Genomic DNA, 23,048 nt, shown 5'->3' with positions numbered 1-23,048 from the left:
CACCTTGCTCCTTGTCTCAGTTTTTGTGGCTTAAATCATTTTATCGTCTGCTCAGGGAAAGCATTTAACCTTCCCTGAACAGAGAGTGTTACAGTGGTAGTGGGTAGGTAAAAAAGGCTAAGTGTAATAAATTAAATGCAAAATGAACCACTATCGCGACTGTTATCTTCTTAGTCCAATAATAGCTTACACCGTAAAGTATGCCAGCCAGTGTTGCAATTATGACAAATAAAGGTCCTCCAGCCAGGTGCGCTAAACCAAATAAAACACTCGCGATAATAATCGCCACGGTAGGCGATAATTTTTTACATAAAAAGCCTTGAATATACCCTCTAAACAGCACTTCTTCAGCAACACAGGTGAAGATGAGGTTATTAATGGCAAAGATCCACCACCATGAGGGGATCGTAAATTCGGGTTTAACTAACTGTAATCCCCATGCCAATAACGGTAGTGTGATTAAACCACCACCAATAATCCATTTTTGAAGACGAGAAAGTGAAAGTTGGTGCCAGTTGTATTCGTTATTGCTTACTATATTGGGCACTAAGAGTAGTAGTGCAAAAATAAGCATCGGTTTATCAATATTAAAGTAAAGTGTAAATGGGCGACTGAGCGGGCCACTATTGACTTGATCAAGTACTAATAAATTATTGATACCAGGATAAAGGTGAACAATTAAGCCTATTACCCATAATATAACGGCTCCATGGCCGATATAGATGAGTGATTTGGTATGTTGTCGTGCAGTAAAATAAGCAATCGCAAGGCCACTGATAATAATAGCAGCGCCGATGGGTGTCAGTACATTAAATGTAACCGCTGCTATTAATGTGAGTGTTAGTGGTAGTTGCCAATAAGATTTTTTAGTTAATACACAACCGATACTGATCGCCAGCAACAGCCATACCAACATGGTTGGGAAAATAAGATAATTCATAAAAAAGAGTGAATAAAAATGATAATCGTTACTATATACACCATGGTGGCGGTTATTTAAACTTATTTTGATGAGCTGCCGCTAAATAATTTCGATGATCAGCCACTACAACAGCCCTACTATATAAAATGGAATGAAGAAATGACGGATACATTACAACCTACAACACGCGCTTTAATGGTACAAGGGACGACATCTGACGCAGGGAAAAGTGTGCTGGTGGCAGGACTATGCCGAGTATTGGCACGCCAAGGTATTAATGTTGCACCGTTTAAATCTCAAAATATGGCGCTAAACAGTGCGGTAACCAAAGATGGTGGTGAGATAGGGCGAGCACAAGCAGTTCAAGCCCAAGCCTGTGGTATTGAACCAAGTGTGCACATGAACCCAGTATTACTTAAACCCAATACCGATGTTGGCGCCCAAGTGATCGTACAGGGTCACGCTTTGGCTGACATGGACGCGGTGGGTTTTCATAATTATAAAAAAGTAGTGATGACGCCAATTATGGAATCTTTCGCACTGCTGCAACAACAATATCAAACCGTTATTATTGAAGGTGCGGGTAGCCCTGCTGAAATCAATTTACGTGAAAATGATGTCGCTAATATGGGGTTTGCGGAAAAAGCCGATGTGCCCGTGATCATTATTGCGGATATTGATCGCGGTGGTGTGTTCGCACATATTTACGGCACGTTGGCATTGTTATCTGAATCTGAACAAGCGCGAGTGAAAGGCTTTGTGATTAACCGTTTCCGTGGGGACATTAAGTTACTTGAATCAGGATTAGAGTGGTTAGAACAAAAAACAGGTAAGCCAGTATTAGGTGTTTTACCGTATTTGCATGGTCTAATGCTTGAAGCTGAAGATGCAATAAATTGTCAACAAGTTGAAGCGGCAGAACACCAATTAAAAGTGGTTGTGCCTGTTCTTACACGGGTGAGTAATCATACCGATTTTGATCCACTGCGTATGCACCCTCAAGTTAATTTACAGTTTGTCGGTAAAGGACAGCCATTTCCTGCCGCAGATTTAATCATTATTCCAGGCACCAAAAGTGTCCGTAGCGATTTAGCCTTTTTACGCCAACAAGGGTGGGATAAACAGATCCAACGTCATTTACGCTTAGGCGGTAAAGTCATGGGTATTTGTGGTGGTTATCAGATGCTAGGTGAAACTATTGCTGATCCACATGGTATTGAAGGAGAAGCTGGGGTTAGCCGTGGTTTAGACTATTTAGCGATTGCCACAACGATTGAGCACAACAAATGTCTGCAACAAACGGAAGGTACGCTAACAATGCCCGATCAAGCACCTGTTGCGGTAAAAGGTTATGAAATTCATGCAGGGGTTACTCAAGGTGTGAGTGCTAATGCGCCATTGCAATTAACCGATGGTCCTGATGGGCAATTAGGCTGTGATAATCAAGTCTTTGGAACGTATTTACATGGTATTTTCGAACAACAAGCCGCCTGTGATGCTATTTTGCGTTGGGCAGGGTTAGAAGCCACTCAAACGCCAGATTTTGATGAAATTCGAGAACAAGGTATTGATCGCATTGCCGACACCATCGAAGAACATATGGATCTCGCTGCGTTATGGCCACAATGGGCGGATAAATTTCAGCGTTAATCTTGCTCTGTTGTGATTGATTTTTAAGTGCAGTTGCTCTTTAGAACGTTACTACCAACAATAACTGTTGGTAGTAACGAGGTATTTAAAAGTGGTGAACGGATGTTAGTTTATTAAGCGAAAAATAGACGTAACCACAAACCCATTGGTGTTGTAGCGCCAGTTGTAATTGATGAGATATGCCCCTCTTTTACAATCACGATAGAAGGGGTTGCAGTGACTCCCCATTTTCGACTGATTTTTCCTGTTGGATCATTGATGACTGGGAAATCATATTTTTTATACTTCATAAATTGCGATAATCGTCGGTCATCACCAGATGTGATCGCAATAGAGATAACTTGATGGTCATCGGCAAGCCAGTTGATACTTGGGCTAACCAAATTACACACAGAACACCATGTTGCCCAAAAATAGAGTAATACTGGTTTATCGTAACTCATCTTTTCTATATCAACCCATTGCTGATCAATTGTATTGGTTGCTAATGTGGGTATGGTTTCTGACGGCATGTCTTTACTGCGCCAAAAATCAATAGCGATAGAAAACAGTGATAAAATGAGTACCAATTTTATGGTTTCTTTAGTCCATCGCCACAATTTAGTTGCTACATTATTCGCTTTTTTAGACTGTGTTTTTTTGGTTATCATTATTATTTTCCCCTTCCAAATTCTAGTGTTTGCACAACAGTATTGTGATTGAGTAATTCCGTTAGCATTAAACAAAGTTGTGCTGGTGGATGGATTAATACGCCTGTTTTTAGTGATGGCGTAGCGATAGGGATCGTGGCTAGAAATAGCACAGAGACTAATGACACAGTAAATAAAATAGTGCTAAATGTTTGATTTTTAAACACGGTTGTACTCCAAAAATAATTATATAAAAAGATATAAGTAGTAGGAGGGGCTGTAATCGAACATTATCATTCACTTTACGACAGGCGTGATAATGCAAGATGACTAAACCCTGATTGTGTTTATTCTTGAAAGGTACAGAAAGCTAAATGTCGCCGAACACCATAGGACGTGGGCGGTTCAGGGAAAAAATAACGCACACCAGATTGTTTAAGAATCGCCGCAATAATAACGAGGGCGAGGATAAACATCGGAATAGCAAAATCGATATTAATGGTATTAGCATTAACGAGGTGTTCACTATTACTGCATTGTGTATCGATTTCAGATGGATGCTGTTCTTGTGACTGAAGATGCTCAGTGACTTCTACCGCAGGGGTTAAAGGGCATAGCGTTGAGAATCCTAAATTTTGAGAAATACACACTAATAGCACAATACTCACTAAGATTAGTGACCATGAAGCGAGTGTCTGACGCTTATATTGTAGAAGTGAGAAATTCAAAAAATTAATTCTATGCTGAGATAATTAACCAGATATTATCCTATTTGTATCATTAAAATTAAGCAATATTTAAATTGTTATGAAAAGTAACTAATAGAATTAAATATAACGTTGATATCGGTAGCATTGCCCTTATTGCTTGAAGCCAGCATTGTATGCATTATTGATTTATAAAAATATGATGGTCTTGTTTCTGTTATTATTTACCGCAGTGAATTTTCTTATATACAGTGACGATAATTATTTCATGAAATCTTATACCAATCGACTCGATCGTTTTATTAGTCAAAATAGTATTTATTCCATTTCGGATACGCGTCTTTTAGTGGCTCAAAAAAGGATCATCGTCGATGGGGTGGTAGCGTCGTCAAATCAACAAAAAGTGACGCAATTTACTCATGTTGAATTAGATGGACACTGCCTGCAGAATAATAAACCCATTTATATCATGCTGAATAAACCCCAAGGTATTGTTAGCGCAACCAAAGATCTAAAACATACGACAGTCTTAGATCTTATTGACCATCCTTTGAAAGATGAATTACACATTGTTGGACGGTTAGATTTTAATACCACAGGGTTAGTGTTGTTAACTAACGACGGTGCATGGTCGCGTCAAATAAGTTTACCTGAAACAAAGCTCGCAAAAGTATATGAAGTCACCTTGTCAAAGCCAGTCACTGATGAATATATTAAAGTCTTTCAAGATGGTATTTATTTTAGCTATGAAGATATCACCACCAAGCCTGCGCATTTAGAAATAGTGTCAGAGTACCAAGCAAGGCTTTCATTAGTTGAAGGTAAGTATCATCAAGTGAAACGTATGTTTGGATTTTTTCAAAATGAAGTGTTAGCACTGCATCGTGTTTCAGTGGGTACAATGTCTTTAGAGGGACTTGAGGTTGGAGAATATAGAGAATTTGTTGTTGATAAAACAATAGGCTAACTAGCAAATTAACCAAGAGCTTGCTGTTGCAGCTAATACCGATTGTGGTAGTTAACTATTGTGGTAATTAACGACACCAAGAAAAAAATCCGACTTAAATAAGCCGGATTTTTATACATTAATAATAAGCTTAACGATTATTATTAATGGTGATCGTGACCTGCCATCTCTTTCGTTGGCGTTATCTTTTGCATCGCTGGAGCATTGGCTTTTAGCCATGTTTTCATGAACGCAATTTCTTTAAGCTGTGCTTTAACAATGTTAGTCGCAAATGTTTTTGTTGATTGGTCTTTTAGGTAAGGCATGATGACTTCGGCCATTTCTACTGCGGCTTCATGGTGAGGGATCATACCCGCCACAAAATCAACATTTGGGTTACCCGTTAGTTTAACTTCCATCATGTTGTGCATGATTTTCATTGATTTAGTCATCATTTCTTTTGAGTTAGCAATATCACGCTGATCTTGTGGTATTTCTTTATGGGTTGCTAACCAATGCTTCATATAAACCACTTCTTCTTTTTGTGATTTGATAATGTCGACAGCTAATTGATGTACAGCAGGATCTGTGAGCGTCGGTAGGATCGACTCACTCATCACGATAGCGCCTTCATGGTGAGGAAGCATACCCGCCACAAAGTCTAAATCAGGATCACCCGTTAATTTTAATGTATGCATGCCCGACATGGCAGCCATAGAGTCATCCATCATTGTTTTTGATGCTTCTAGGCTCGTTGTCGCTTTAGTTGCCATATGATTGCTATGATCGACGGCATTTTCACTTGCGAATGCAGTAGTAGAGAGTAGTGCTGACAAAAGAATAGCTAAAGATAATTTTTTCATGATGATCTCGATATGTGTTATATGTGCGATAACATAAAGCTTCCAGTATAGAGAAGGTCAAGCTGATTATGCTATAAATATTCATCTTTAGGCTGGCTTACGGGTTTATTTTTAAATAACCAATGTATCGTTGTATTTACAATTATAAATCATAAGCTCTATTTTAATAATTAGTGCTCTAACTAAAATTTTTGTTTAATGCCTGTCTTTGTTACAATCCTGCGGTCGTTTTTAAAGGTGGGTAAAATGAAATTATTGTATTGGTTAGATGAGTGGTTAACACACTCTCGTTCACAGCAGCAAGCGCAACTTCCAATGTCAGGAGGGGACTTACTTGATGATGTGTTTGTTAAGTATGAGTTTGTTGATGTAAACAAGCCGCTACTGTTTACCTTTTCGCCTGCGGGAACCAACGTACAGCAGCAAGATATTGATGAGGATTTTGCGCCTTGGGGATACCACCTAGCCCAAAAACAGCACGTGAATGTTATCTCTTTTCAACACTTAGGAAAGAGTAATTGGTTTCGTAGTCGTAACTTAATTTTCTTTCTTGAACAACTGACTACATTATTAGAGCCATTCAGTTATCGTTTAGGTTATGGTTTGAGCCGTGGTGGTTTTGCTGTGGGTGCTTTTGCTAATTTATTACAACTTGACCAAGTTTTATTATTCCATCCTGTTAGCACCAAGAATAAAGCCTTGGCACCGTGGGATAATCGCTCTAGTACCGAACTGGCGCAGCAATTTGATTGGGAAGGGGATTACCATGATCTTGATTTAGGCAAAGCCAAAGGTTATATCATTTACGATCCGACTAATCATATCGATCGCTTACATGCCAAACGTTATCCCGAACTGACACATTTACGCGTGTTTGGAATGGGGCATGGCACGCATGCCACTTATCTTAATAAATTTGGTTTTTACAAGCAGGTTGCGGTTGATTTTATTCGCTATCAACAACTTGATATTGCCCAATTTCGTCAACAAACCAAGACATTACGTTTTAAAGAAGATTATTACCAAAGTCTCAATAAAGCCAATGCTTACTCAGAGCATCGGTTAGGTTTGTTGAGTAAAGCGCATAATATTCTTATCGATGAAAAAGAAGCACATGTACAAGAGCATCAGGCTCAAATTGATGTACAACCTCTGATTGATATTGCCCTTAAACATCAAGATGATCACCCACAAGATGCGATTCAACTACTAGAAATGGCGCAGCAACTTGTTCCTAACGATCCTTTGGTAGAACATAAACTTAGACAGTTACTTTAAGTTAGTTGTCATTAGTTACAGCATACACTTTTTATCGCCACGTCACTCAGTAATGGATATTTACTACTGAATGATGTGGCGTTTTTATATTGGTAGCTATTTAATATTGATGATTGCTTGTGTCGCCGTGGCGATTGTTTTGATATATAGCGAAAATAGTGTTGAGATATTCATCTGAATGTTTTTTGCCATATCTTTTGAATTATCAATAGCATATCGGTGTATACACGGTGGGGTATTACGGTATAAATAGTCAATGTTATCGGTAATTAATAAATGTTTAAGTTGGCATTTTAAATCATTGATATCAAGTAGATCAGTAACTAGATAATCGTAGATATGATGAATACTAATTGGGTTAAAAGAGAGTTTGTCATCAGTAATACTGATAAAGCCTTTCGTCATCACCGTCACTTCTTCTGACCAGCGTGTAGGATCGTACTGACATGCGAGATAATGTGCAAAAGCAAAATATCCATATTCACTCTCAAGATTTGCCAAAGTAGCATGATCGCGATTCACCATATCAACCCAACCATCAATGGATGGTGCTAATTTGGCATGAAAATAAGCAAAAAACTGCGAATATGAGCCTTTTATTTTGACTAAATCAAGAGGGTGTAACGTCAGTTCAGCGTTCACTTGAGCAACAAGTAAATCGGTTGTTAATACTATTGTGGCTTGTGATGGTACTATCGTTGTATTATTCATATCTGTCTTCGTTAGCTATACAATCGTTTGATTATTCAAATAATTTCATTGGGTGAGATTAGACAACGATTAGAAGTGCGGTTTTGTAGGCTAGCTCGCAAAAATTTAAAATAATGAGGTTATTGAGTCGCGCTTTTAACTGAATGGTTAACTTGTAATCTACGGGTTAGGTTAATGTAATCCATTATTAAGCAAACAATTAGACAAGGAGTCGACATTGTTCAAACTTTATTACTATCCAAATAACGCCAGTTTAGCGCCTCACTTTTTATTACATCACTTAAATGCAGATTATGAACTGTTGTTAGTTGATAAGCCGTCTAATGCACAAAAATCAGCAGATTATCTGAAATTAAATCCAGCAGGCCGAATCCCAACATTAATCGTCGGTGAACAGCCCATTTTTGAAAGTTCGGCTATTTGTATTCATCTTTGTGAATTACATCCTGAATCAAATTTAATGCCAGCGATGGGGGATCCTAAGCGTCCATTATTTTATCAATGGTTGGCATTTTTAAATAATACCCTGCAAGCTGAATTAATGGTTCGTTACTATCCTCACCGCCACACAAATGATGAAGCAACCATTCCCAATATTATTGCCGCGCAAGACGACAGAATCGCAGCAGCGCTAGACATTATTAATAATCAACTCGAACATAACCAATACTTACTAGGCGAGACGCTAACCGCGTGTGATTATTTTTTATTCATGCTTGCAGAATGGTCGCTACCAATAGCAAGATCTCCACTGACTTTTGAAAACCTTGCAGCTTATTTAAAACGTCTTTGTGACAATTCAACAATAAAGGTTGTTTGTGAGATTGAGGGGATAGAGTTGATTTCGTTTAGGGGGTAGGCGTTTAGCACAAAGGACTTAGCACAAAAGCACAAAGGACAGCCATATCCTTGTACATCAACCATGAGCTACTACACTTAAGCTTCAAGTTGCTTATGGTAAAATAAATGACAACCTCAAGACGAAAATTGATAGAGCCTCAAATAACCCCTTTTTATCATGTAATTAATCGCTGTGTACGTCGTGCCTATTTATGTGGCGATGATCCATATAATGGTAAAAATTATCAACACCGTCGTGGTTGGATAGTAAATAAAATCAAACAATTGGCAGCTGTGTTTTGCATTGATGTTTGCGCTTATGCTGTAATGAGCAATCATTATCACTTAGTGCTTAAAATAGATACTGAGCAACAACAAAAGCTCACCCCAGAAGAAGTAATTTCGCGTTGGTTGCAGTTATTTAATGGTCATCCTATTGCGGTCGATTTTTTAAAAGAGGGTCAAATAGCCACAGATAAACAACAAGCATTATCAAATTTAGTGGCTGAATGGCAGCAACGATTAGGCAGTATTAGCTGGTTTATGCGCTGTCTTAATGAAGAAATAGCGCGAAAAGCTAATAAAGAAGATCAATGTAAAGGGGCGTTTTGGGAAGGACGATTTAAGTCTCAAGCTTTGCTGGATGAACAAGCATTATTATCGTGCATGATGTACGTTGATTTAAATCCGATTAGGGCTGGCGTTACACCATCACTCGAACAGTCTGATTTTACTTCAATTCAGCAGCGCATTCGTGAATATCAGCAACCGAAAACCTCCGCTAAACAATCACCATCAAATAAAGGTCACTTTCAATTATTACCCTTTGTTGGTGCTGAACATCAGGCAAAAACAGCCGGAATACACTTTTCTTTTATAGATTATCTTGAACTTATTGATTGGACTGGTCGCTGTATTCGCAATGATAAAAAAGGCTTTATATCATCGAATCAACCAAAGATGTTGCAGCAATTAGGAATAACATCAGACGCTTGGCTTGAGCATAGTGAACAATTTATGGAACATTATGCCAACGTGAGCGGCAAATGGTCACAAATGTGTGCTTTCAAACAATATGCAGGTGGGCATTGGTGCAAAGGGAAATCTGCGAGTCACCAGTTACATCCTAATTAGATATAACTTCTTATAATCAGATGAAAATACTGCAATAACCGTCAGGATTGTGGGTTTTGGCGATCCTAAAATATGGGAATAGATCAGATTTAACGAAGAATTTAAATAATAGACTCAATTTCTACAGCAAAAGAGTTTGTTGCTGGTGGAATGGTTTGTTTTTTAGGGGCTCTATTTAAGAACTAAAATATTTGGCTGTCCGATGTTCTTTTCCTTAGAGCGGTTTCACTTAAACACGACGATATATTAGAACATGCTAATAAATGCTTAACTAAATTAGAATTATCTAATATAGTGAGTTGTAGTTAGATCTGATTTCTAATGTTCCTATTAAGAAGTGATAAAAATGCAATTAGATAAAATGAAACAACAGGCAACGGAAGTAGCAGGTTTATTAAAAACAATGACGCATCCGGAAAGATTAATCGTACTTTGTCAGTTAATGGATGGAGAAATGAGTGTCAATCAATTACAGCTGAACTCAACATTAAGTCAATCGGCCTTTTCGCAACATTTAGCGATATTAAGAAAAAACAATATTGTGAAAATCCGTAAAGAAGCACAATTGGTTTTTTATTCTTTAGCTGATCAGCGCATTAAAGCACTTATAACAAGTTTCCATGATATTTTTTGTGATGAAGATTAAGGTGAGGTGAGTATGACTTTTCAAATACCTTGGCAGTCATTTTTGGGTGGTATGTTACTTGGGGTATCTGCCGTTATATTGATGTTATTTATTGGTAAGACAGCGGGAATTAGTGGGATCATTAATGGCGTAATTAAGAGAGAGAAACAAGAATTTGGGTGGAAAATTGCATTTTTAGTTGGAATGGTTGTAAGTGTATTTGCCTTATTACCGTTGGGCGTAACGTTACCTGCTATTAGTGAACAGAATATAGGCATTGTTTTAATTGCTGGTTTATTGGTTGGTTTTGGTACCCGATTAGGCAATGGATGTACGAGTGGTCACGGTATTGTTGGCATGGGGCGTTTCTCTAAACGTTCAATTTATGCAACCTGCGTTTTTATGATTTCAGCCATTATTGTTGTATTTATTCGTCGTTTATTAGGTGATTTATAATGGGCAGATTAAAGATAAACCGTATTGTTGTTGGTGCTATTGCTGGGATTATATTTGGTTCTGGAATGATTATTTCAGAAATGGTTAATCCTCATAAAGTTATCGCTTTTTTAGATATTTTTGGTCAATGGGATCCAAGCCTTGCCTTTGTGATGATCGGGGCTCTGTTCGTGTTTGCACCTTGTTATCATCTGATTATAAAAAAACGTAAAATAGCCATCAATGGCGATGCAATAGCGCCTAAAAATTGTAATAAGATTGATGCTAAATTAACTGTCGGAGCCATTGTTTTTGGTATTGGTTGGGGACTGGCTGGTTTTTGTCCAGGTCCTGCGATAACAAATATTGGCAGTGGTAATTATGCAGTATTTGCTTTTGTTGCTGCTATGATTTTAGGTATAGCTATTGCTAATAAATGTTTAGCATTAAGATCCTAGTGAATGAACGTAAACATTTTGAAAGCTTCAACGTATTTCTGGGGGTAATACTCAAATTCTTTCATTATTAAATTACTCATGGAATCCAATATCAGTTATTAATTAATAATATTTAGTACAACTATCGAACACCGATGAAATCCATCCGTAAAATTTCTAATTGCGATAAATATCAACTTATGGTTGTATGAAAAATTATAAGTTCACGCAACGTGGCAATTAGGAGTGGTGATATGAGTCTTGAAAAAGCAATTCTAGCGGGTGGGTGTTTTTGGGGCATGCAAGATCTTATTCGTCGTCAACAAGGAGTGATCGCAACACGAGTGGGTTATACGGGTGGCGATGTTGAAAATGCGACCTATCGTAATCATGGTAGCCATGCTGAAGCGATTGAAATCACCTTTGATAATACGCAAACTAGTTTTACTCAAATCCTAACGTACTTTTTTCAAATACATAATCCATCGACACCGAATCGTCAAGGTAATGATATTGGTTTATCTTACCGTTCTGCTATTTTTTATACCTCCAATGAGCAAAAACTACAGGCTGAAAATTTGATTAAACGGATGGATGCTTCTGGTGTTTGGCCGGGACCAATAGTGACTGAATTAGTGCCTGCAGGTGATTTTTGGCAAGCAGAATCTGAACATCAAGATTATTTATTGCATCAGCCTAATGGTTATACCTGTCATTTCCCTCGTCCAGATTGGGTGTTGCCTGAGTAATTATAACAATAAATAAGTGTCATTATGTGGTTGAAATAATGACATTTATTTTGAGTGATTTATCAAAACTGAGTAATGGCACACATTCTAAAACAGAGAAATACACTCTAATGATGGCTTTATTTTACTCTGGAATTGAATGTGAACGAAAAAGACAAAATGTTAGCGGGTCTGACTTATAATGCGGGTGATGAACAATTATCGATAGATCGCATGCATGCAAAATCCGTCTGTCATCGCTTTAATATGACCGATCCAATGCAACTTCATGCACAAATGGCATTACTTAAATCGTTGCTTATTATTAAAGATAGGGCACACATTGAGCCTAATTTCTTCTGTGATTATGGCTATAACATTGAAGTTGGCAGTAATTTTTATTCAAATCATAATTTAACCATTCTTGATGTCTGCAAAGTGACGATTGGTAATAATGTGCTAATTGGTCCACATGTGATGATCTCAACGGCGACTCATCCTTTAGATCCTATCGAACGCCAACATACGGAATATGGTGCGAATATTACCATTGGAAATAATGTTTGGATTGGCGGTAATGTCTCTATATTAGCTGGTGTAACCATCGGCGATAATTGTGTGATAGGGGCGGGTAGTGTGGTAACGCGTAATATTGCTATCAATAGTGTCGCTGTTGGTAATCCTTGCCGAGTAATGAAAACACTTAATATTGAAAAAATACCCGTAAAAAGCGATGACGTAACGGTATTTTAGTCGGTTATTTAGCGATTTTGATACAAATGTGTATGTGCAGAGATAACGAGTATAAAGATATTGTGTTTGTACTCACTCAAAATAATACAACTCTTGAGCGTTAGCCTGAGATTGTCTACAATAGCGCACTTTTGATTTTCAACAGGCATCAACATGAACGATACTACATCACGCCCGACTTTACCTGATCACCTTTCTGGTAATCCTCGTAGCCCACATTACCTAGAAGCTGCTTTTGAATATGAAATTGGCATTCTACTAAATGGTAAAGAGCGTTTTGATGTTGAGGAATACTGCATCAGCGAAGGTTGGGTAAAAGTACCGTCACCTAAAGCACTCGATCGCCGCGGCAATCCAATGCTTATTACTCTAAAAGGCACTGTTGAAGCTTTTTATAAGTAAGATGCGTCACTGAGTTAATGGTTTTCCGTTAACTGCATGACTATCATTGTTTACCGTTTAGGTAGCAATAGATATGATGATCTTAGGGTCTAATCATGATTAGACCCTATTTGATTAACCACTAAGCCGCTATATTCCTGTTTTATTTTAAATTTCTCCGTTATTAAATAGATATTTTTTGCTGACTCATTGTGATTAGCTTGATGCTTATTTTTCATATTTACTTATAGGGTAATAAGTGAAATAGTAATAATGTATTCAAATATTCGCTAAAATGGAGTTAAGCATGAATATATATAAAATACTTGATGATCTTGGTATTAGTTATAAAAAGTTTCAACATCCTGCGGTGTTCAATTGTGAACAAGCGCATTTATTAGCGTTAGATATTGATGGCGCAGCAACCAAAAATCTGTTTATTAAAAATAAGAAAGGTAATCGCCATTTTTTAATTATCATGGTGGATGATAAGACAGTTGATTTTAAAAGATTAAGTCAAATATTAGACGTTTCAAGTTTAAGTTTCGCATCCAGTAGCCGCTTAGATAAATACTTAGGTACTGGCTCTGTTTCTATTTTAGATATTCTTAAAGATACACAAGGTGCAGTTGAATTAATCATTGATAAAAGTATATTTAATTATTCCTCTATACAGTGTCATCCCTTCACTAATACCGCAACGCTAGAGATTCCGATAATGGGAATACAACAACTTTTAGAACATTATCAACGTCAATACACGGAAATAGAATTATAAAATGAAAGATAGATATCCTATGCTGAACTAAGCTGTTATGGCCTTAATAAGGGATGATTCGATGAATATTTTTATATTAGATCAGGATATTGAAAAATGCGCACAATACCACTGTGATCAGCATGTGGTTAAAATGATTTTAGAAAGTGTCCAGCTTTTATGTACCGCCCTCAATAAAAAAGGCTTCACGACGCCTTATAAATCGACCCATATTAACCATCCCTGTGTGCTCTGGGTTGAGCAATCATACGATAATTTTCTATGGCTAAAAGCATTAACATTAGCGTTAAATAAAGAATATAAATATCGTTATAACAAGAGCATTGATCATAAATCGATTGCTGTACTGGCACAAATATCGACATATTCTTATGATGCTATCGGACTAACGCCATTTGTTCAGGCAATGCCAGATGACTACAAAGTGAAATTTGATGCAATTGAGGCTTATCGTAATTTCTATCGTGGCGACAAAGCGGCCTTTGCTAAATGGACTAAACGTGCGCCACCTTCTTGGTTTTTAGTGACTTAATGCGTAATTTAAGTATTATCGCAGTAGTAAGTAACATAATATCATTTTGTACTATTTTGATTTTATTCAAGACCTAGCAAGGGCTAAACATGAATGTAGATAAAGCTAAAAAACGTATCGCAAAACAAGTTAAAAAAGGCTTTAAAGGTTACCCTCAGCTTTCGTTAGCCTATTTTGGTAAAACATCGGATATTGCAACTGAAGTTGTTGTTACGTTTACGCTTGCAGAAGGTGCAGAGCCTCAAGAACAAAAATTCGTCAGTGAAAATGATGTACGTGAAGATGAAACCATTCAATCGGTTTTAGTTAAAATTATTGATCGTGCAGGCGCAAACAGTGTGCTTGAAACTGACGGTGTTAGCATTATCTAATCTTCAATTTATACTCTCGTTATGCAAGTTGCGCGTGAGGGTATAGTTGATAGAACTGACATTATATTAATCCAGATTAAAGATTTTTAGATGTAGTGACGGTATTATTCATTCTAACTTAGCGTTTATGATAAAAATGCACATAAAAAGAACAGTACGACAATATTGTTCTTTTTGGTTTTTATCGTGCTGATGAATAAGACTAAACGATATTTGAGAGGACATGATTTGAGTACTTTGTTTACAGAAGCCCGTATTGGCAACATGGCATTAAAAAACCGCTTTGTTCGTAGTGCAACGTGGGAAAATATGGCAACAGAAGATGGCCATATGACCGATAAGCTTTATGCTATTTATGAAGAGCTTGCGCAAGGGGAAGTGGGGCTGATCGTAACGGGTTATGCAAATATTGTCGAAGAAGAAAAACCCAATGCTGGCATGATGGGTATGTATAACGATTCTTTCATCGAAGAATATCAAAAATTAACCGATCTTGTTCATCAATATGATTCTAAAATCGTGATGCAACTTGCTTATGGTGGTACTAAAACCACTTATAACCTTGGTGAGCGAGTGATCTTTGCGCCAAGTGCAGTCTGTGAAAAAGGCACTCAAACATTGGGTCAGGCGATGACTCAAGCTGATATCGATTATATTGTTGAAGCTTTTGCATTAGCTACTAAACGCGCCCAAGATGCAGGTTTTGATGGTGTCGAAATTCATGCGGCACATACGTATTTAATTAACCAATTTTTAAGCCCATATTATAATCAGCGTGACGATCAATATGGCGGTAGCCTTGATAACCGCATGCGCTTCTTATTAGAAATTTACGCTAACATTAGAACCTTAGTCGGTGATGATTTCCCGATTTTAGTGAAGTTAACTGCGTCTGAGTTTTTTGAGGGTGGATTAACATTTGCTGAAACACGCCTTATTTGTAAAAAGCTAGAAGCTATTGGTGTTGATGCGATTATCATTTCAGGTAACGTACACGGTAAAGCTGACACTATGGTTGACGAATCTTATGATGGTTACACGATTGAGCCAGAAGGTTATTTCCATCAGTATGGTGATGTGATCAGCCAAGATGTTAAAGTACCGGTTATTACCGTTGGTGGCTTGAGTGAGTTTGATGCCATTGAAGCGATGGCAAACAATACTGGCATTGAATTTTTCGCGTTATCACGCCCATTGCTGTCTGAACCTAAGTTAATTAAACGCTGGTTTGAGGGCTACAAGGCTGATGTTGAATGTGAGCGTTGTTCAAAGTGCCGTACTCGTCGTGGTAATTTCTGTGTAGTTAATAAAACCCGTAAAGCAGAATTAGCACGCTTATAATTAATGGCTTTATTTGAATAACTAAAAAGAGCTAACCTTTGTGTTAGCTCTTTTTTTATTGGTATTATTGGGTTAGCTTGGTTGAATAGAGAACCTATGATGAATATGAGTGATCAAGATCTAGCAAAAATAGATGAACGCACAAATATCGTTATTTTTGATGGTGTTTGTCATTTATGTGAAAGCTCGGTGTTATTTATTATCAACCGAGATCCACAGCGGTTATTTTCATTTTGTGCAGCTCAGTCTGCCATTGGCGTACATTTACAACAGCAATATCAGATTAATACCCTTAAAGATGAAACTGTAATATTAATCTCAGACGGCATCGTCTTTGAACGTAGTAATGCTGTTTTTGCGATTACTGATCGCTTAGGGGGGAAATGGCGCTGGTTTAGTCTGTTAAAATACATTCCAATTTTCATTCGTGATTTTATTTATAAAACAATCGCCAAAAATAGATATGTGTTATTTGGGAAAAATAGTCAATGTCTACTTCCAACTGATGATATTCGTGATCGGTTCATATAAACAGCGTACTTCATCTTTTAGTCCAATAAAGATCACTACTATCACCTTTGCATCGTGATGAATATTAATTTATAGTATGGCATATTGTTATTTTGGTAACATATAAGTAACAGTCGATTATAGATAATATATTTATCGTTCAATGGATGAGAGGGTGAAAGGAATGCAACAAAAGATCTGGTTATTGATATTAGTCATTATCACTACGGTAGGTTGTGCTAATAACCATAAGATACTAAAGCCCAAAACATTTGAAACCTTTGAAGATTTTCGCCCTGGTCCAAAAGATGGGGTTGATTTAGTATGGGCTAAACGGGGCATATTTAATGAGCGTTCATTGCAACGTAAAATGGCTCAGTACGACAGTATTATTTACGACCAAGTTTATATCGTGCTTGATAAAGAAAAGAGTGATCATTTGTCTGATGATGAAATTATTGAGATAAAAGATTATTTTATTCACCAATTAAAATCATTAAATACAGTGTTAAAAGTGGTAGAAAAACCACAATCAAAAACATTACGTGTCACCATTGCGATTACTAATGTGCAAACCCCAAACCCTATTTTAGCGATTACAAGCAGTGTATTACCCGTCGGGTTAGGAATTTCAACTATTTCAAAAGTGCTTACCGGCGAGCATACCAATGTCGGTTCGGCTTCTATGGAAATATTGATCAGTGATGCGATAACAGGAGAGCCTATTATTGCGGCTATTGATCGCAAATCGGGCAATAAAGATCTCAGCACAATGATTGATTCATCAGATGATATTAAAGATGCGATTAATTGGTGGGTGAAGCGATTATCACTGACATTAACGCAATATAAAGCATAAATTAGTGTTTTATCCTAACGAGCAGTGAGTTTTCACATGAAGTTAACCTTACTCTAACAATAAGAGAGTAAGGTTAATTTTTTGAGTGTTTAAAGGATGGTTCGATAGCCATTAGTGATTTGTTTTACCGGGTAGGCTTAAATCACCAGAAGCGACATCAAATACATTTTTTACACATAATAGTGGTGAATGTGCGCTGGCATTGATCCTTAATCCTGCGGTTACACCATCAAAGTTTGCCATTTTAAGGGCATCAATATTATCAAATCTTACCTTTACGTTAAGATCATGACCATTAAACTCTGGCTTGTAGTTAGGACTATCAATTAATAACGGTAATCCAGGCCATGTCTTAGGTAACTTCGGTTTTTCACCTTTTGGAATATCAACGACCCCAAGGGCATTAGGACCACATTTTTCATTGGGTGCTAATACAACCCAGTGGCTATGCCATACATTACCATCATTAGTTTTGTTACCATCACCATTCTCATCATATTGAGGGGTGTCATCAAAATCGGGGTGAGAAGTAACAGCTAAGGCTAAAATACCGGCATCCTTTTCAAAACCGACCGCATGGCTATTTAATGTTAACGGCCAAACATAAGAAAAAACATCACTGCCGGCTAATTTACCAATAGGGGTGGGTGTGATTTCTCCAGCTTTGCCTGAAACAGCAATATGAAAAGTCGCGATATTGCCTTTTGTGGTGATTTTAGTATGGATAATATCAAAGGGTGCCAGTTTAACGTTATTGGCTTTTGCTTGGAGCCCACCGCTGTGTGTTGAATGGGCAGAAACGGAACCTGCGACAGTGAAAACTGCTGTAACCATGATGGCTAATATCGTTTTTCGCGTGGTTGAAGTGTTCATAACATCCTCCGTTGAGTGAATTGAGTATAGTACACATTAATAAAGTATCGACTCAATACTATATTTATATAAGAACATAAAAATACAGTTGTCAATTTTGTTTTGAGTCGATACCATTAACTAATGTACATAATCATTATTCAACAGTTACTTGAGCGCATTAGTAACATGATCAGAACTGAAATGCGTACAGAACTTATTGGACATGGATTACAACCCGTCCAATTTGAGGCGTTATATTATTTGTCTATTTGTAATCGTTTTTCAAATACACCCAAAGCGGTTACTGAATTTTTAGGCTTAACGAAGGGGACAGTGTCACAGACAATTAAAGTGTTAGAAATAAAAGGCTATGTTGAGAAAATCGCTGATCGTAATGATAAACGTATAATACATCTAATCATGACTAAAAAAGGTCGACAATTATTAAGTGATTATTTTCCGTCAGAAAAGTTGTTAGCTGCTTGTTCTGATAGTGAGGGCGGAAATACAGAGTTTGATCCTGCGTTATTGCAGCAACAATTAACCTTATTATTAGTATCAATCCAAAAACAACATCAGTATCGATCTTTTGGGGTCTGTACGAGTTGTAAGTATCATCTTAATAGTAACGGTGGTTATGTTTGCGGTTTAACACAATTGCCATTAACGGCTGATGATATAACGTTGATTTGTGTTGAGCACCAGCCTGTCACGAAAGACAAATAAGAGAGGTGGTGGCCTCTCTTATTATGGTGTACAAGTTCATTAAGCGACAACAGTGCTTACTCGACAGGGTACCAATAACCAAGGTTAATAAGTTGAGTTAACATGGCTAGAAAAGCAGGGTGATCAAGTTGTTCACCCAATTGAAGATAAGTTATTTGTTCTTCATCACACAGCAATTTAGCTGCATCGGCACACTCTGGCGGTAATTGGTATTGTTCGCCATTGATATAGACAAGGTGTGCTTGATCAGGATGGTAAAATGCACGTAAACCACCAATGCGTTTAAATGCTTCACCATCTTCTAAAAATTGATAGGTTTCATTATCTTGCCATGGTGGCTCAGAAGGCATGACATCTAATTCATGGCGACTTTGGGTTAAATGCTCACCCATCCATTGCTTTAATCGTTGTGGATCATCAAGCAAGCTGCGCATCATGTTTTCAAGATCTTTTGCTTCTTCTGCCAAGATAGCACCGTTATTTACACGGGCTGGAAGCGCTGGATTATGATAATGCACATCGCCAATATCATTCGCAATCACAAAATCGGCAAAGCTGCTTAATAATTCTTGTTTTTTAGGTGAACGGAAACCCACCGAAAAACTCATTGACGTTTCAATGGCATAACCATCATGGGGGAAACCAGGTGGAATATACAAAATATCACCAGGCTCTAAAATATCATCAATAATAGGATCAAAACCTTTTATTTGACGTAATGCAGGATGACGACATTCTTCTTCGTAATCATCTTTTTTAGGGCCGACACGCCAATGACGTTTACCTGAACCTTGAGTAATAAACACATCATATTGATCGATATGAGGACCAACACCGCCACCAGGGGTTGAGTAGCTGATCATTAAATCATCCAGTAACCAACCGGGTAATTGACGAAATGGGGTAATTAATTGTGCAGCACCTTCATGCCAATGATTAGCGGCTTGAACAATGAATGACCAATGATCTTCTGGTGTATCATCAAACGTCAGTGGACCATGACGAACATCCCAAGTATCGGCTAATTGAGCGATATAGCGCGAATCAACCTCTTCTTCCATTGCCAGTCCTGCAAGTTCATCAGGCGAAATGGGATCGACAAAATTTTTAAAACCACCTTTAATGATGGTCGGCTTCTTTTGCCAAAACTCGGCAAGAAATTCTTCAAATGAAAACGTCAGTTGGTACATAACACGCTATTTATTGTTGAGCTGGATGGCGATTATAACGTAAACCGTTTTTAGGGATAGTATTTGTTTTGGTGAACTGACAAGTCGGTATTGAAACTGATGATCTACAAAAAAAGCGCCAATGTAGGCGCTTTAGATGATTCAATTGCTATTGCTATTGCTATTGCTATTGCTATTGCTTAAGCACCGGCAAAATGTGATGCCATATCGGCTTTTTGAGTCAGCGTGGTAAATATTTCGTTCGTCACTTTAAGTGCATTATCCGTTGCTACTTGCTCAAATTTATTGATTAAAGCCGTCGCTTCTTTTGGATGTTGCTTATAAATGGCTAAGTATTTTTGTTCCATTTTTTTCTGAGCAATCGCGGTGTCAGATTCGTATTTATCATAGGCGGCACGAATAATAGGCGCGTTTTGTTTCCAATTTGCCATGCCTAATGTTTGTAGCTTACGCATATCCCAGAAAATAGAACCGTTGCTCGCAACATCGGTTCCAATATTATAACCATATGGGATCTCAGTGGTGCCTTGGTAGAACGGAATATAAACCCCAAGCGCAGTCATACCTAGGTTGATGTATTCCGTTTCACCTATGGCCGTTGGTAGGTTAGGGCGTACTTCAATTATATGTGATTCAGCACAACGGAATACTGAGATCGGACGATAATGACCTAATGGATCAGCGTTGGCGTACGGGTCCATTGCCGTACCTTGGTAATGGTTACGCATAATATCTTCAACTTTTTGCAGTGAGATTTTATGTGTTGGCGTTAAAAATACAGGGTAGTTTTGTTGGTCGCGATCAACTTGGGTTTTAAGTTCTGGGTTAAGAATATGCTGTGCAATCCATACGCGAGGATAGTTGTAAGTGATATTCTCTTTACCACCTGTGGTGCCGTAAGCCGCATGGAAATCAAACGGTTGATTGGCTTTTGCAACATATAAACCATGTTGTTCTGCAAAAGAAACCAAAGTAGGTGAAGCGAGGTAATCGCTATTATTCGGTAAATATTCTTTTAAACGCGCCTGATTACCTGAAATGAAATAAGCATCATTAGGAATTTTACGTGCCATCCATTGATGACCACTGCCTGTTTCTAAATACCAAATGCCAGTTTTATCAATAAAGCCAACCCCAAAGCCTTGTGATGCGCCACGCTCTTCAATAATTTTACCTAGTAATTCAACGCCTTCTTTAGCGCTGTGAATACGAGGTAAAATCACGTTTTCTATAGAGTCTTCATTAATACCATTTTTAATATTATAAGGATCTGCAGTTAGAGCCGCTTGACGATTGGTTAGGCTTTCGGTTGAGGTAATACCAACACCGGCTGAGTTTAAACCGACTTCACCCATGGTTTTATCATGCGTATCCCAATCTTGCATTGAAGTGTAAGACAATGACACTTTTGGTAGCGGGTATGTAAAGCGATCAGTATTGGAGTGGAATTCACCTTTTTCATTAACAGTACGAGGGTGAAGTACAAAATGTTTAGCCCATACTGCTTTGTAATCTTCATTACGTGCCATGTAATAGGCACCGTTAGTTGAAGCTTGGTTACCAACAAGGAGAGTAGTACATGCATTTGCAGCCTGAGTGCCAAGTAAACTAGCAATCGCGCAAGCTAATAAAGGTAGTTTTTTCATAGTCATTAATTAAGTTTATAAAATTGATTTTTATTCTATGCTTGTTAATTGAAATGAACAGATCAGCAATGGCAATCTCATTTTGTTAATTTTCAGTTCATTTTTCAGTCGTAGTAACAGACATCTATAATATGTTGAATGAAAACGAAGTGGACGATATAACGCTTGCGAGGTTGAGGTTTTTTTTCATAAAATGGTTGTTTATGTTAATGAACTGCTGACCATGCCAAATATCTCTTTAAATAAAATCCCGATTGGCGTTAGATATATGCTGATGTCTGCACTTGCCTTCGCATTGATGTCGAGTTGCGTCAAATTAGTCCATACCTATGGTATTCCAGTGTTTGAAATTGTTGCTGCGCGAGCGATTGTATCATTACTGATTAGTTATGCTGACGTGAAGCGCAAAAGTATTTGTGTATGGGGGAATAATCGTAAGTTATTGTTAACCCGAGGTGTTACTGGATCATTAGCATTAATTTGTGTGTATTATGCAGTATCAACCTTACCTTTAGCTGAAGCCACTATTTTACAGTATCTTAATCCTGTTTTTACGGCGATTTTAGCGATACTTTTCCTTAAAGAAAAAATACATATCAGTACCATCATTTGTATTTTCTGTTCAATTATTGGCTTGTTGTTGATGGTTGGATCAGGATTAACACTCAATCATGTCCAACAATTACCGTTATTTAGTATTGGCATTGCATTGTTAGGCGCGTTTGGCAGTGGTGTGTCTTATATTATTGTAAAACGTTTAAGCAGTACTGAAGATAGTTCAGTGATCATTCTTTATTTCCCGTTAATAGCACTGCCGTTATCGGTGGTTTTATTGGGGAATGATTTTGTGATGCCATCAAAAGAAGCGCTGGGATTATTATTCTTCGTAGGTATTTTCACACAGTTTGGACAAGTGGGTTTAACCAAAGCAATGAAAACAGAAGTGGCCAGTAAAGCGACCGCTTATTCCTATATCCAAGTGGTATTTTCTATTATTCTAGGATGGTTGGTCTTTAGCGAAGTGCCGTCGGTGTGGACATTAGCAGGGGGAGGCATGATTATTTTAGGTGCATTTATTAATGTGATAGGAAGTTTACGTACTAAAAAAGCGGTAACGGCTTAATCTTATTTGATTTCAATATAAGCAGAAAGACAAAAAGCTCAGTGATCACTAACGGTTATTACGAAAAGTGTCACTGAG

28 protein-coding genes are annotated in these 23,048 nt (G+C 37.7%); 19 read left to right on the top strand and 9 right to left on the bottom strand.

Going from position 1 to position 23,048, the window contains the following annotated elements; all coding sequences use genetic code 11:
* Positions 1–88: 88 nt before the first annotated feature.
* Positions 89–940 carry a CPBP family intramembrane glutamic endopeptidase gene (locus BTO21_RS14885; protein ID WP_045030340.1) on the bottom strand — a complete coding sequence of 284 codons (852 nt, stop codon included), beginning with the start codon at positions 938–940 and terminating at the stop codon, positions 89–91.
* 141 nt (positions 941–1,081) lie between these two features.
* Here BTO21_RS14885 and BTO21_RS14880 point away from each other — a divergent pair, with 141 nt between their 5' ends.
* Complete coding sequence (locus tag BTO21_RS14880) at positions 1,082–2,572, top strand: cobyric acid synthase (RefSeq protein ID WP_045030344.1); 1,491 nt, start codon at positions 1,082–1,084, stop codon at positions 2,570–2,572.
* A 113-nt stretch (positions 2,573–2,685) separates the two neighbouring features.
* Here BTO21_RS14880 and BTO21_RS14875 read toward each other — a convergent pair whose 3' ends face one another.
* The 3 genes from BTO21_RS14875 to BTO21_RS14865 form a co-directional block, all read right to left on the bottom strand.
* Positions 2,686–3,222 (bottom strand): protein disulfide oxidoreductase, encoded by a 537-nt coding sequence (locus BTO21_RS14875; protein WP_045030345.1) that lies wholly within the window; start codon positions 3,220–3,222, stop codon positions 2,686–2,688.
* Positions 3,223–3,224: 2 nt separating this feature from the next.
* Entirely contained in the window at positions 3,225–3,428 is a 204-nt protein-coding gene (locus BTO21_RS14870) for a hypothetical protein (protein WP_045030347.1), read from the bottom strand.
* A gap of 120 nt (positions 3,429–3,548) precedes the next feature.
* Positions 3,549–3,929, bottom strand: coding sequence for a hypothetical protein (locus BTO21_RS14865; protein ID WP_045030348.1), 381 nt, complete (start codon positions 3,927–3,929; stop codon positions 3,549–3,551).
* Positions 3,930–4,176: 247 nt separating this feature from the next.
* Between BTO21_RS14865 and BTO21_RS14860 the strand changes: the two genes are divergently transcribed.
* Positions 4,177–4,875, top strand: coding sequence for a pseudouridine synthase (locus BTO21_RS14860; RefSeq protein WP_045030364.1), 699 nt, complete (start codon positions 4,177–4,179; stop codon positions 4,873–4,875).
* A 143-nt stretch (positions 4,876–5,018) separates the two neighbouring features.
* Here BTO21_RS14860 and BTO21_RS14855 read toward each other — a convergent pair whose 3' ends face one another.
* Positions 5,019–5,717 (bottom strand): DUF305 domain-containing protein, encoded by a 699-nt coding sequence (locus BTO21_RS14855; RefSeq protein ID WP_045030350.1) that lies wholly within the window; start codon positions 5,715–5,717, stop codon positions 5,019–5,021.
* Positions 5,718–5,963: 246 nt separating this feature from the next.
* Here BTO21_RS14855 and BTO21_RS14850 point away from each other — a divergent pair, with 246 nt between their 5' ends.
* Positions 5,964–6,995 (top strand): hypothetical protein, encoded by a 1,032-nt coding sequence (locus BTO21_RS14850; RefSeq protein ID WP_045030352.1) that lies wholly within the window; start codon positions 5,964–5,966, stop codon positions 6,993–6,995.
* A gap of 96 nt (positions 6,996–7,091) precedes the next feature.
* Here the strand turns inward: BTO21_RS14850 and BTO21_RS14845 are convergent, their stop codons facing one another.
* Positions 7,092–7,706, bottom strand: a complete 615-nt coding sequence (locus tag BTO21_RS14845; protein ID WP_045030354.1) for a hypothetical protein — start codon at positions 7,704–7,706, stop codon at positions 7,092–7,094.
* 217 nt (positions 7,707–7,923) lie between these two features.
* Here BTO21_RS14845 and BTO21_RS14840 point away from each other — a divergent pair, with 217 nt between their 5' ends.
* From BTO21_RS14840 to BTO21_RS14775, 14 genes are all read left to right on the top strand, one after another.
* Positions 7,924–8,565 (top strand): glutathione S-transferase family protein, encoded by a 642-nt coding sequence (locus BTO21_RS14840; RefSeq protein ID WP_045030357.1) that lies wholly within the window; start codon positions 7,924–7,926, stop codon positions 8,563–8,565.
* A gap of 107 nt (positions 8,566–8,672) precedes the next feature.
* Positions 8,673–9,680 carry a transposase gene (locus tag BTO21_RS14835; RefSeq protein ID WP_105026887.1) on the top strand — a complete coding sequence of 336 codons (1,008 nt, stop codon included), beginning with the start codon at positions 8,673–8,675 and terminating at the stop codon, positions 9,678–9,680.
* Positions 9,681–10,026: 346 nt separating this feature from the next.
* The gene (locus BTO21_RS14830) at positions 10,027–10,326 is read left to right on the top strand and encodes an ArsR/SmtB family transcription factor (protein ID WP_045031964.1); all 300 of its coding nucleotides are present in this window, start codon (positions 10,027–10,029) and stop codon (positions 10,324–10,326) included.
* 12 nt (positions 10,327–10,338) lie between these two features.
* Positions 10,339–10,761, top strand: coding sequence for a YeeE/YedE family protein (locus BTO21_RS14825; RefSeq protein WP_045031966.1), 423 nt, complete (start codon positions 10,339–10,341; stop codon positions 10,759–10,761).
* Positions 10,761–11,198: a DUF6691 family protein gene (locus BTO21_RS14820; RefSeq protein WP_065191888.1), complete on the top strand. Its 438-nt coding sequence runs from the start codon at positions 10,761–10,763 to the stop codon at positions 11,196–11,198. The genes BTO21_RS14825 and BTO21_RS14820 overlap by 1 nt, the downstream gene beginning before the upstream one ends.
* A gap of 233 nt (positions 11,199–11,431) precedes the next feature.
* Positions 11,432–11,926 (top strand): peptide-methionine (S)-S-oxide reductase MsrA, encoded by a 495-nt coding sequence (msrA, locus tag BTO21_RS14815; RefSeq protein ID WP_045031968.1) that lies wholly within the window; start codon positions 11,432–11,434, stop codon positions 11,924–11,926.
* Between the two features lie 141 nt (positions 11,927–12,067).
* Positions 12,068–12,658: a sugar O-acetyltransferase gene (locus BTO21_RS14810; protein WP_045031969.1), complete on the top strand. Its 591-nt coding sequence runs from the start codon at positions 12,068–12,070 to the stop codon at positions 12,656–12,658.
* 153 nt (positions 12,659–12,811) lie between these two features.
* Positions 12,812–13,060, top strand: a complete 249-nt coding sequence (locus tag BTO21_RS14805; protein WP_045031971.1) for a DUF3297 family protein — start codon at positions 12,812–12,814, stop codon at positions 13,058–13,060.
* 286 nt (positions 13,061–13,346) lie between these two features.
* Complete coding sequence (locus tag BTO21_RS14800; RefSeq protein ID WP_105026886.1) at positions 13,347–13,817, top strand: YbaK/EbsC family protein; 471 nt, start codon at positions 13,347–13,349, stop codon at positions 13,815–13,817.
* A 61-nt stretch (positions 13,818–13,878) separates the two neighbouring features.
* The gene (locus BTO21_RS14795; RefSeq protein ID WP_181314560.1) at positions 13,879–14,349 is read left to right on the top strand and encodes a pyrimidine dimer DNA glycosylase/endonuclease V; all 471 of its coding nucleotides are present in this window, start codon (positions 13,879–13,881) and stop codon (positions 14,347–14,349) included.
* 89 nt (positions 14,350–14,438) lie between these two features.
* Positions 14,439–14,720, top strand: a complete 282-nt coding sequence (locus BTO21_RS14790; RefSeq protein WP_065191892.1) for a hypothetical protein — start codon at positions 14,439–14,441, stop codon at positions 14,718–14,720.
* Positions 14,721–14,948: 228 nt separating this feature from the next.
* Positions 14,949–16,061 (top strand): NADH:flavin oxidoreductase, encoded by a 1,113-nt coding sequence (locus BTO21_RS14785; RefSeq protein ID WP_045031974.1) that lies wholly within the window; start codon positions 14,949–14,951, stop codon positions 16,059–16,061.
* A 96-nt stretch (positions 16,062–16,157) separates the two neighbouring features.
* A complete protein-coding gene (locus BTO21_RS14780; protein ID WP_082056905.1) occupies positions 16,158–16,592 on the top strand; it encodes a thiol-disulfide oxidoreductase DCC family protein in 435 nt (144 codons plus the stop codon).
* Positions 16,593–16,755: 163 nt separating this feature from the next.
* Positions 16,756–17,430, top strand: coding sequence for a DUF3313 domain-containing protein (locus tag BTO21_RS14775; protein ID WP_082056906.1), 675 nt, complete (start codon positions 16,756–16,758; stop codon positions 17,428–17,430).
* Positions 17,431–17,541: 111 nt separating this feature from the next.
* On the opposite strand, the gene BTO21_RS14770 is transcribed toward BTO21_RS14775, so the two are convergent.
* Complete coding sequence (locus BTO21_RS14770) at positions 17,542–18,264, bottom strand: hypothetical protein (protein WP_373455604.1); 723 nt, start codon at positions 18,262–18,264, stop codon at positions 17,542–17,544.
* A gap of 162 nt (positions 18,265–18,426) precedes the next feature.
* Between BTO21_RS14770 and BTO21_RS14765 the strand changes: the two genes are divergently transcribed.
* Complete coding sequence (locus tag BTO21_RS14765; protein ID WP_045031980.1) at positions 18,427–19,011, top strand: MarR family winged helix-turn-helix transcriptional regulator; 585 nt, start codon at positions 18,427–18,429, stop codon at positions 19,009–19,011.
* A gap of 56 nt (positions 19,012–19,067) precedes the next feature.
* Here the strand turns inward: BTO21_RS14765 and BTO21_RS14760 are convergent, their stop codons facing one another.
* Both BTO21_RS14760 and BTO21_RS14755 read right to left on the bottom strand, forming a co-directional pair.
* Positions 19,068–20,201, bottom strand: coding sequence for a ribosomal protein uL16 3-hydroxylase (locus BTO21_RS14760; protein WP_045031982.1), 1,134 nt, complete (start codon positions 20,199–20,201; stop codon positions 19,068–19,070).
* 179 nt (positions 20,202–20,380) lie between these two features.
* Entirely contained in the window at positions 20,381–21,847 is a 1,467-nt protein-coding gene (locus tag BTO21_RS14755; protein WP_045031984.1) for a C69 family dipeptidase, read from the bottom strand.
* 223 nt (positions 21,848–22,070) lie between these two features.
* Between BTO21_RS14755 and BTO21_RS14750 the strand changes: the two genes are divergently transcribed.
* Entirely contained in the window at positions 22,071–22,970 is a 900-nt protein-coding gene (locus tag BTO21_RS14750; protein WP_045032017.1) for a DMT family transporter, read from the top strand.
* Positions 22,971–23,048 lie beyond the last annotated feature (78 nt).

Origin of the sequence: Photobacterium phosphoreum (assembly GCF_002954725.1) — a bacterium.
In the GTDB taxonomy this organism is placed as follows: domain Bacteria; phylum Pseudomonadota; class Gammaproteobacteria; order Enterobacterales; family Vibrionaceae; genus Photobacterium; species Photobacterium phosphoreum.
The sequence above is the reverse complement of the archived record's forward strand: the minus strand, read 5'-3'. Positions and strand labels throughout refer to the sequence as shown.

Coding starts and splice junctions, on each gene's coding strand:
- BTO21_RS14885 (WP_045030340.1), bottom strand. CDS start 940: ATGAATTATCTTATTTTCCCAACCATGTTGGTATGGCTGTTGCTGGCG.
- BTO21_RS14880 (WP_045030344.1), top strand. CDS start 1,082: ATGACGGATACATTACAACCTACAACACGCGCTTTAATGGTACAAGGG.
- BTO21_RS14875 (WP_045030345.1), bottom strand. CDS start 3,222: ATGATAACCAAAAAAACACAGTCTAAAAAAGCGAATAATGTAGCAACT.
- BTO21_RS14860 (WP_045030364.1), top strand. CDS start 4,177: ATGAAATCTTATACCAATCGACTCGATCGTTTTATTAGTCAAAATAGT.
- BTO21_RS14855 (WP_045030350.1), bottom strand. CDS start 5,717: ATGAAAAAATTATCTTTAGCTATTCTTTTGTCAGCACTACTCTCTACT.
- BTO21_RS14850 (WP_045030352.1), top strand. CDS start 5,964: ATGAAATTATTGTATTGGTTAGATGAGTGGTTAACACACTCTCGTTCA.
- BTO21_RS14845 (WP_045030354.1), bottom strand. CDS start 7,706: ATGAATAATACAACGATAGTACCATCACAAGCCACAATAGTATTAACA.
- BTO21_RS14835 (WP_105026887.1), top strand. CDS start 8,673: ATGACAACCTCAAGACGAAAATTGATAGAGCCTCAAATAACCCCTTTT.
- BTO21_RS14830 (WP_045031964.1), top strand. CDS start 10,027: ATGCAATTAGATAAAATGAAACAACAGGCAACGGAAGTAGCAGGTTTA.
- BTO21_RS14825 (WP_045031966.1), top strand. CDS start 10,339: ATGACTTTTCAAATACCTTGGCAGTCATTTTTGGGTGGTATGTTACTT.
- BTO21_RS14820 (WP_065191888.1), top strand. CDS start 10,761: ATGGGCAGATTAAAGATAAACCGTATTGTTGTTGGTGCTATTGCTGGG.
- msrA (WP_045031968.1), top strand. CDS start 11,432: ATGAGTCTTGAAAAAGCAATTCTAGCGGGTGGGTGTTTTTGGGGCATG.
- BTO21_RS14805 (WP_045031971.1), top strand. CDS start 12,812: ATGAACGATACTACATCACGCCCGACTTTACCTGATCACCTTTCTGGT.
- BTO21_RS14800 (WP_105026886.1), top strand. CDS start 13,347: ATGAATATATATAAAATACTTGATGATCTTGGTATTAGTTATAAAAAG.
- BTO21_RS14795 (WP_181314560.1), top strand. CDS start 13,879: ATGAATATTTTTATATTAGATCAGGATATTGAAAAATGCGCACAATAC.
- BTO21_RS14790 (WP_065191892.1), top strand. CDS start 14,439: ATGAATGTAGATAAAGCTAAAAAACGTATCGCAAAACAAGTTAAAAAA.
- BTO21_RS14780 (WP_082056905.1), top strand. CDS start 16,158: ATGATGAATATGAGTGATCAAGATCTAGCAAAAATAGATGAACGCACA.
- BTO21_RS14775 (WP_082056906.1), top strand. CDS start 16,756: ATGCAACAAAAGATCTGGTTATTGATATTAGTCATTATCACTACGGTA.
- BTO21_RS14770 (WP_373455604.1), bottom strand. CDS start 18,264: ATGGTTACAGCAGTTTTCACTGTCGCAGGTTCCGTTTCTGCCCATTCA.
- BTO21_RS14765 (WP_045031980.1), top strand. CDS start 18,427: ATGTACATAATCATTATTCAACAGTTACTTGAGCGCATTAGTAACATG.
- BTO21_RS14760 (WP_045031982.1), bottom strand. CDS start 20,201: ATGTACCAACTGACGTTTTCATTTGAAGAATTTCTTGCCGAGTTTTGG.
- BTO21_RS14755 (WP_045031984.1), bottom strand. CDS start 21,847: ATGAAAAAACTACCTTTATTAGCTTGCGCGATTGCTAGTTTACTTGGC.
- BTO21_RS14750 (WP_045032017.1), top strand. CDS start 22,071: ATGCCAAATATCTCTTTAAATAAAATCCCGATTGGCGTTAGATATATG.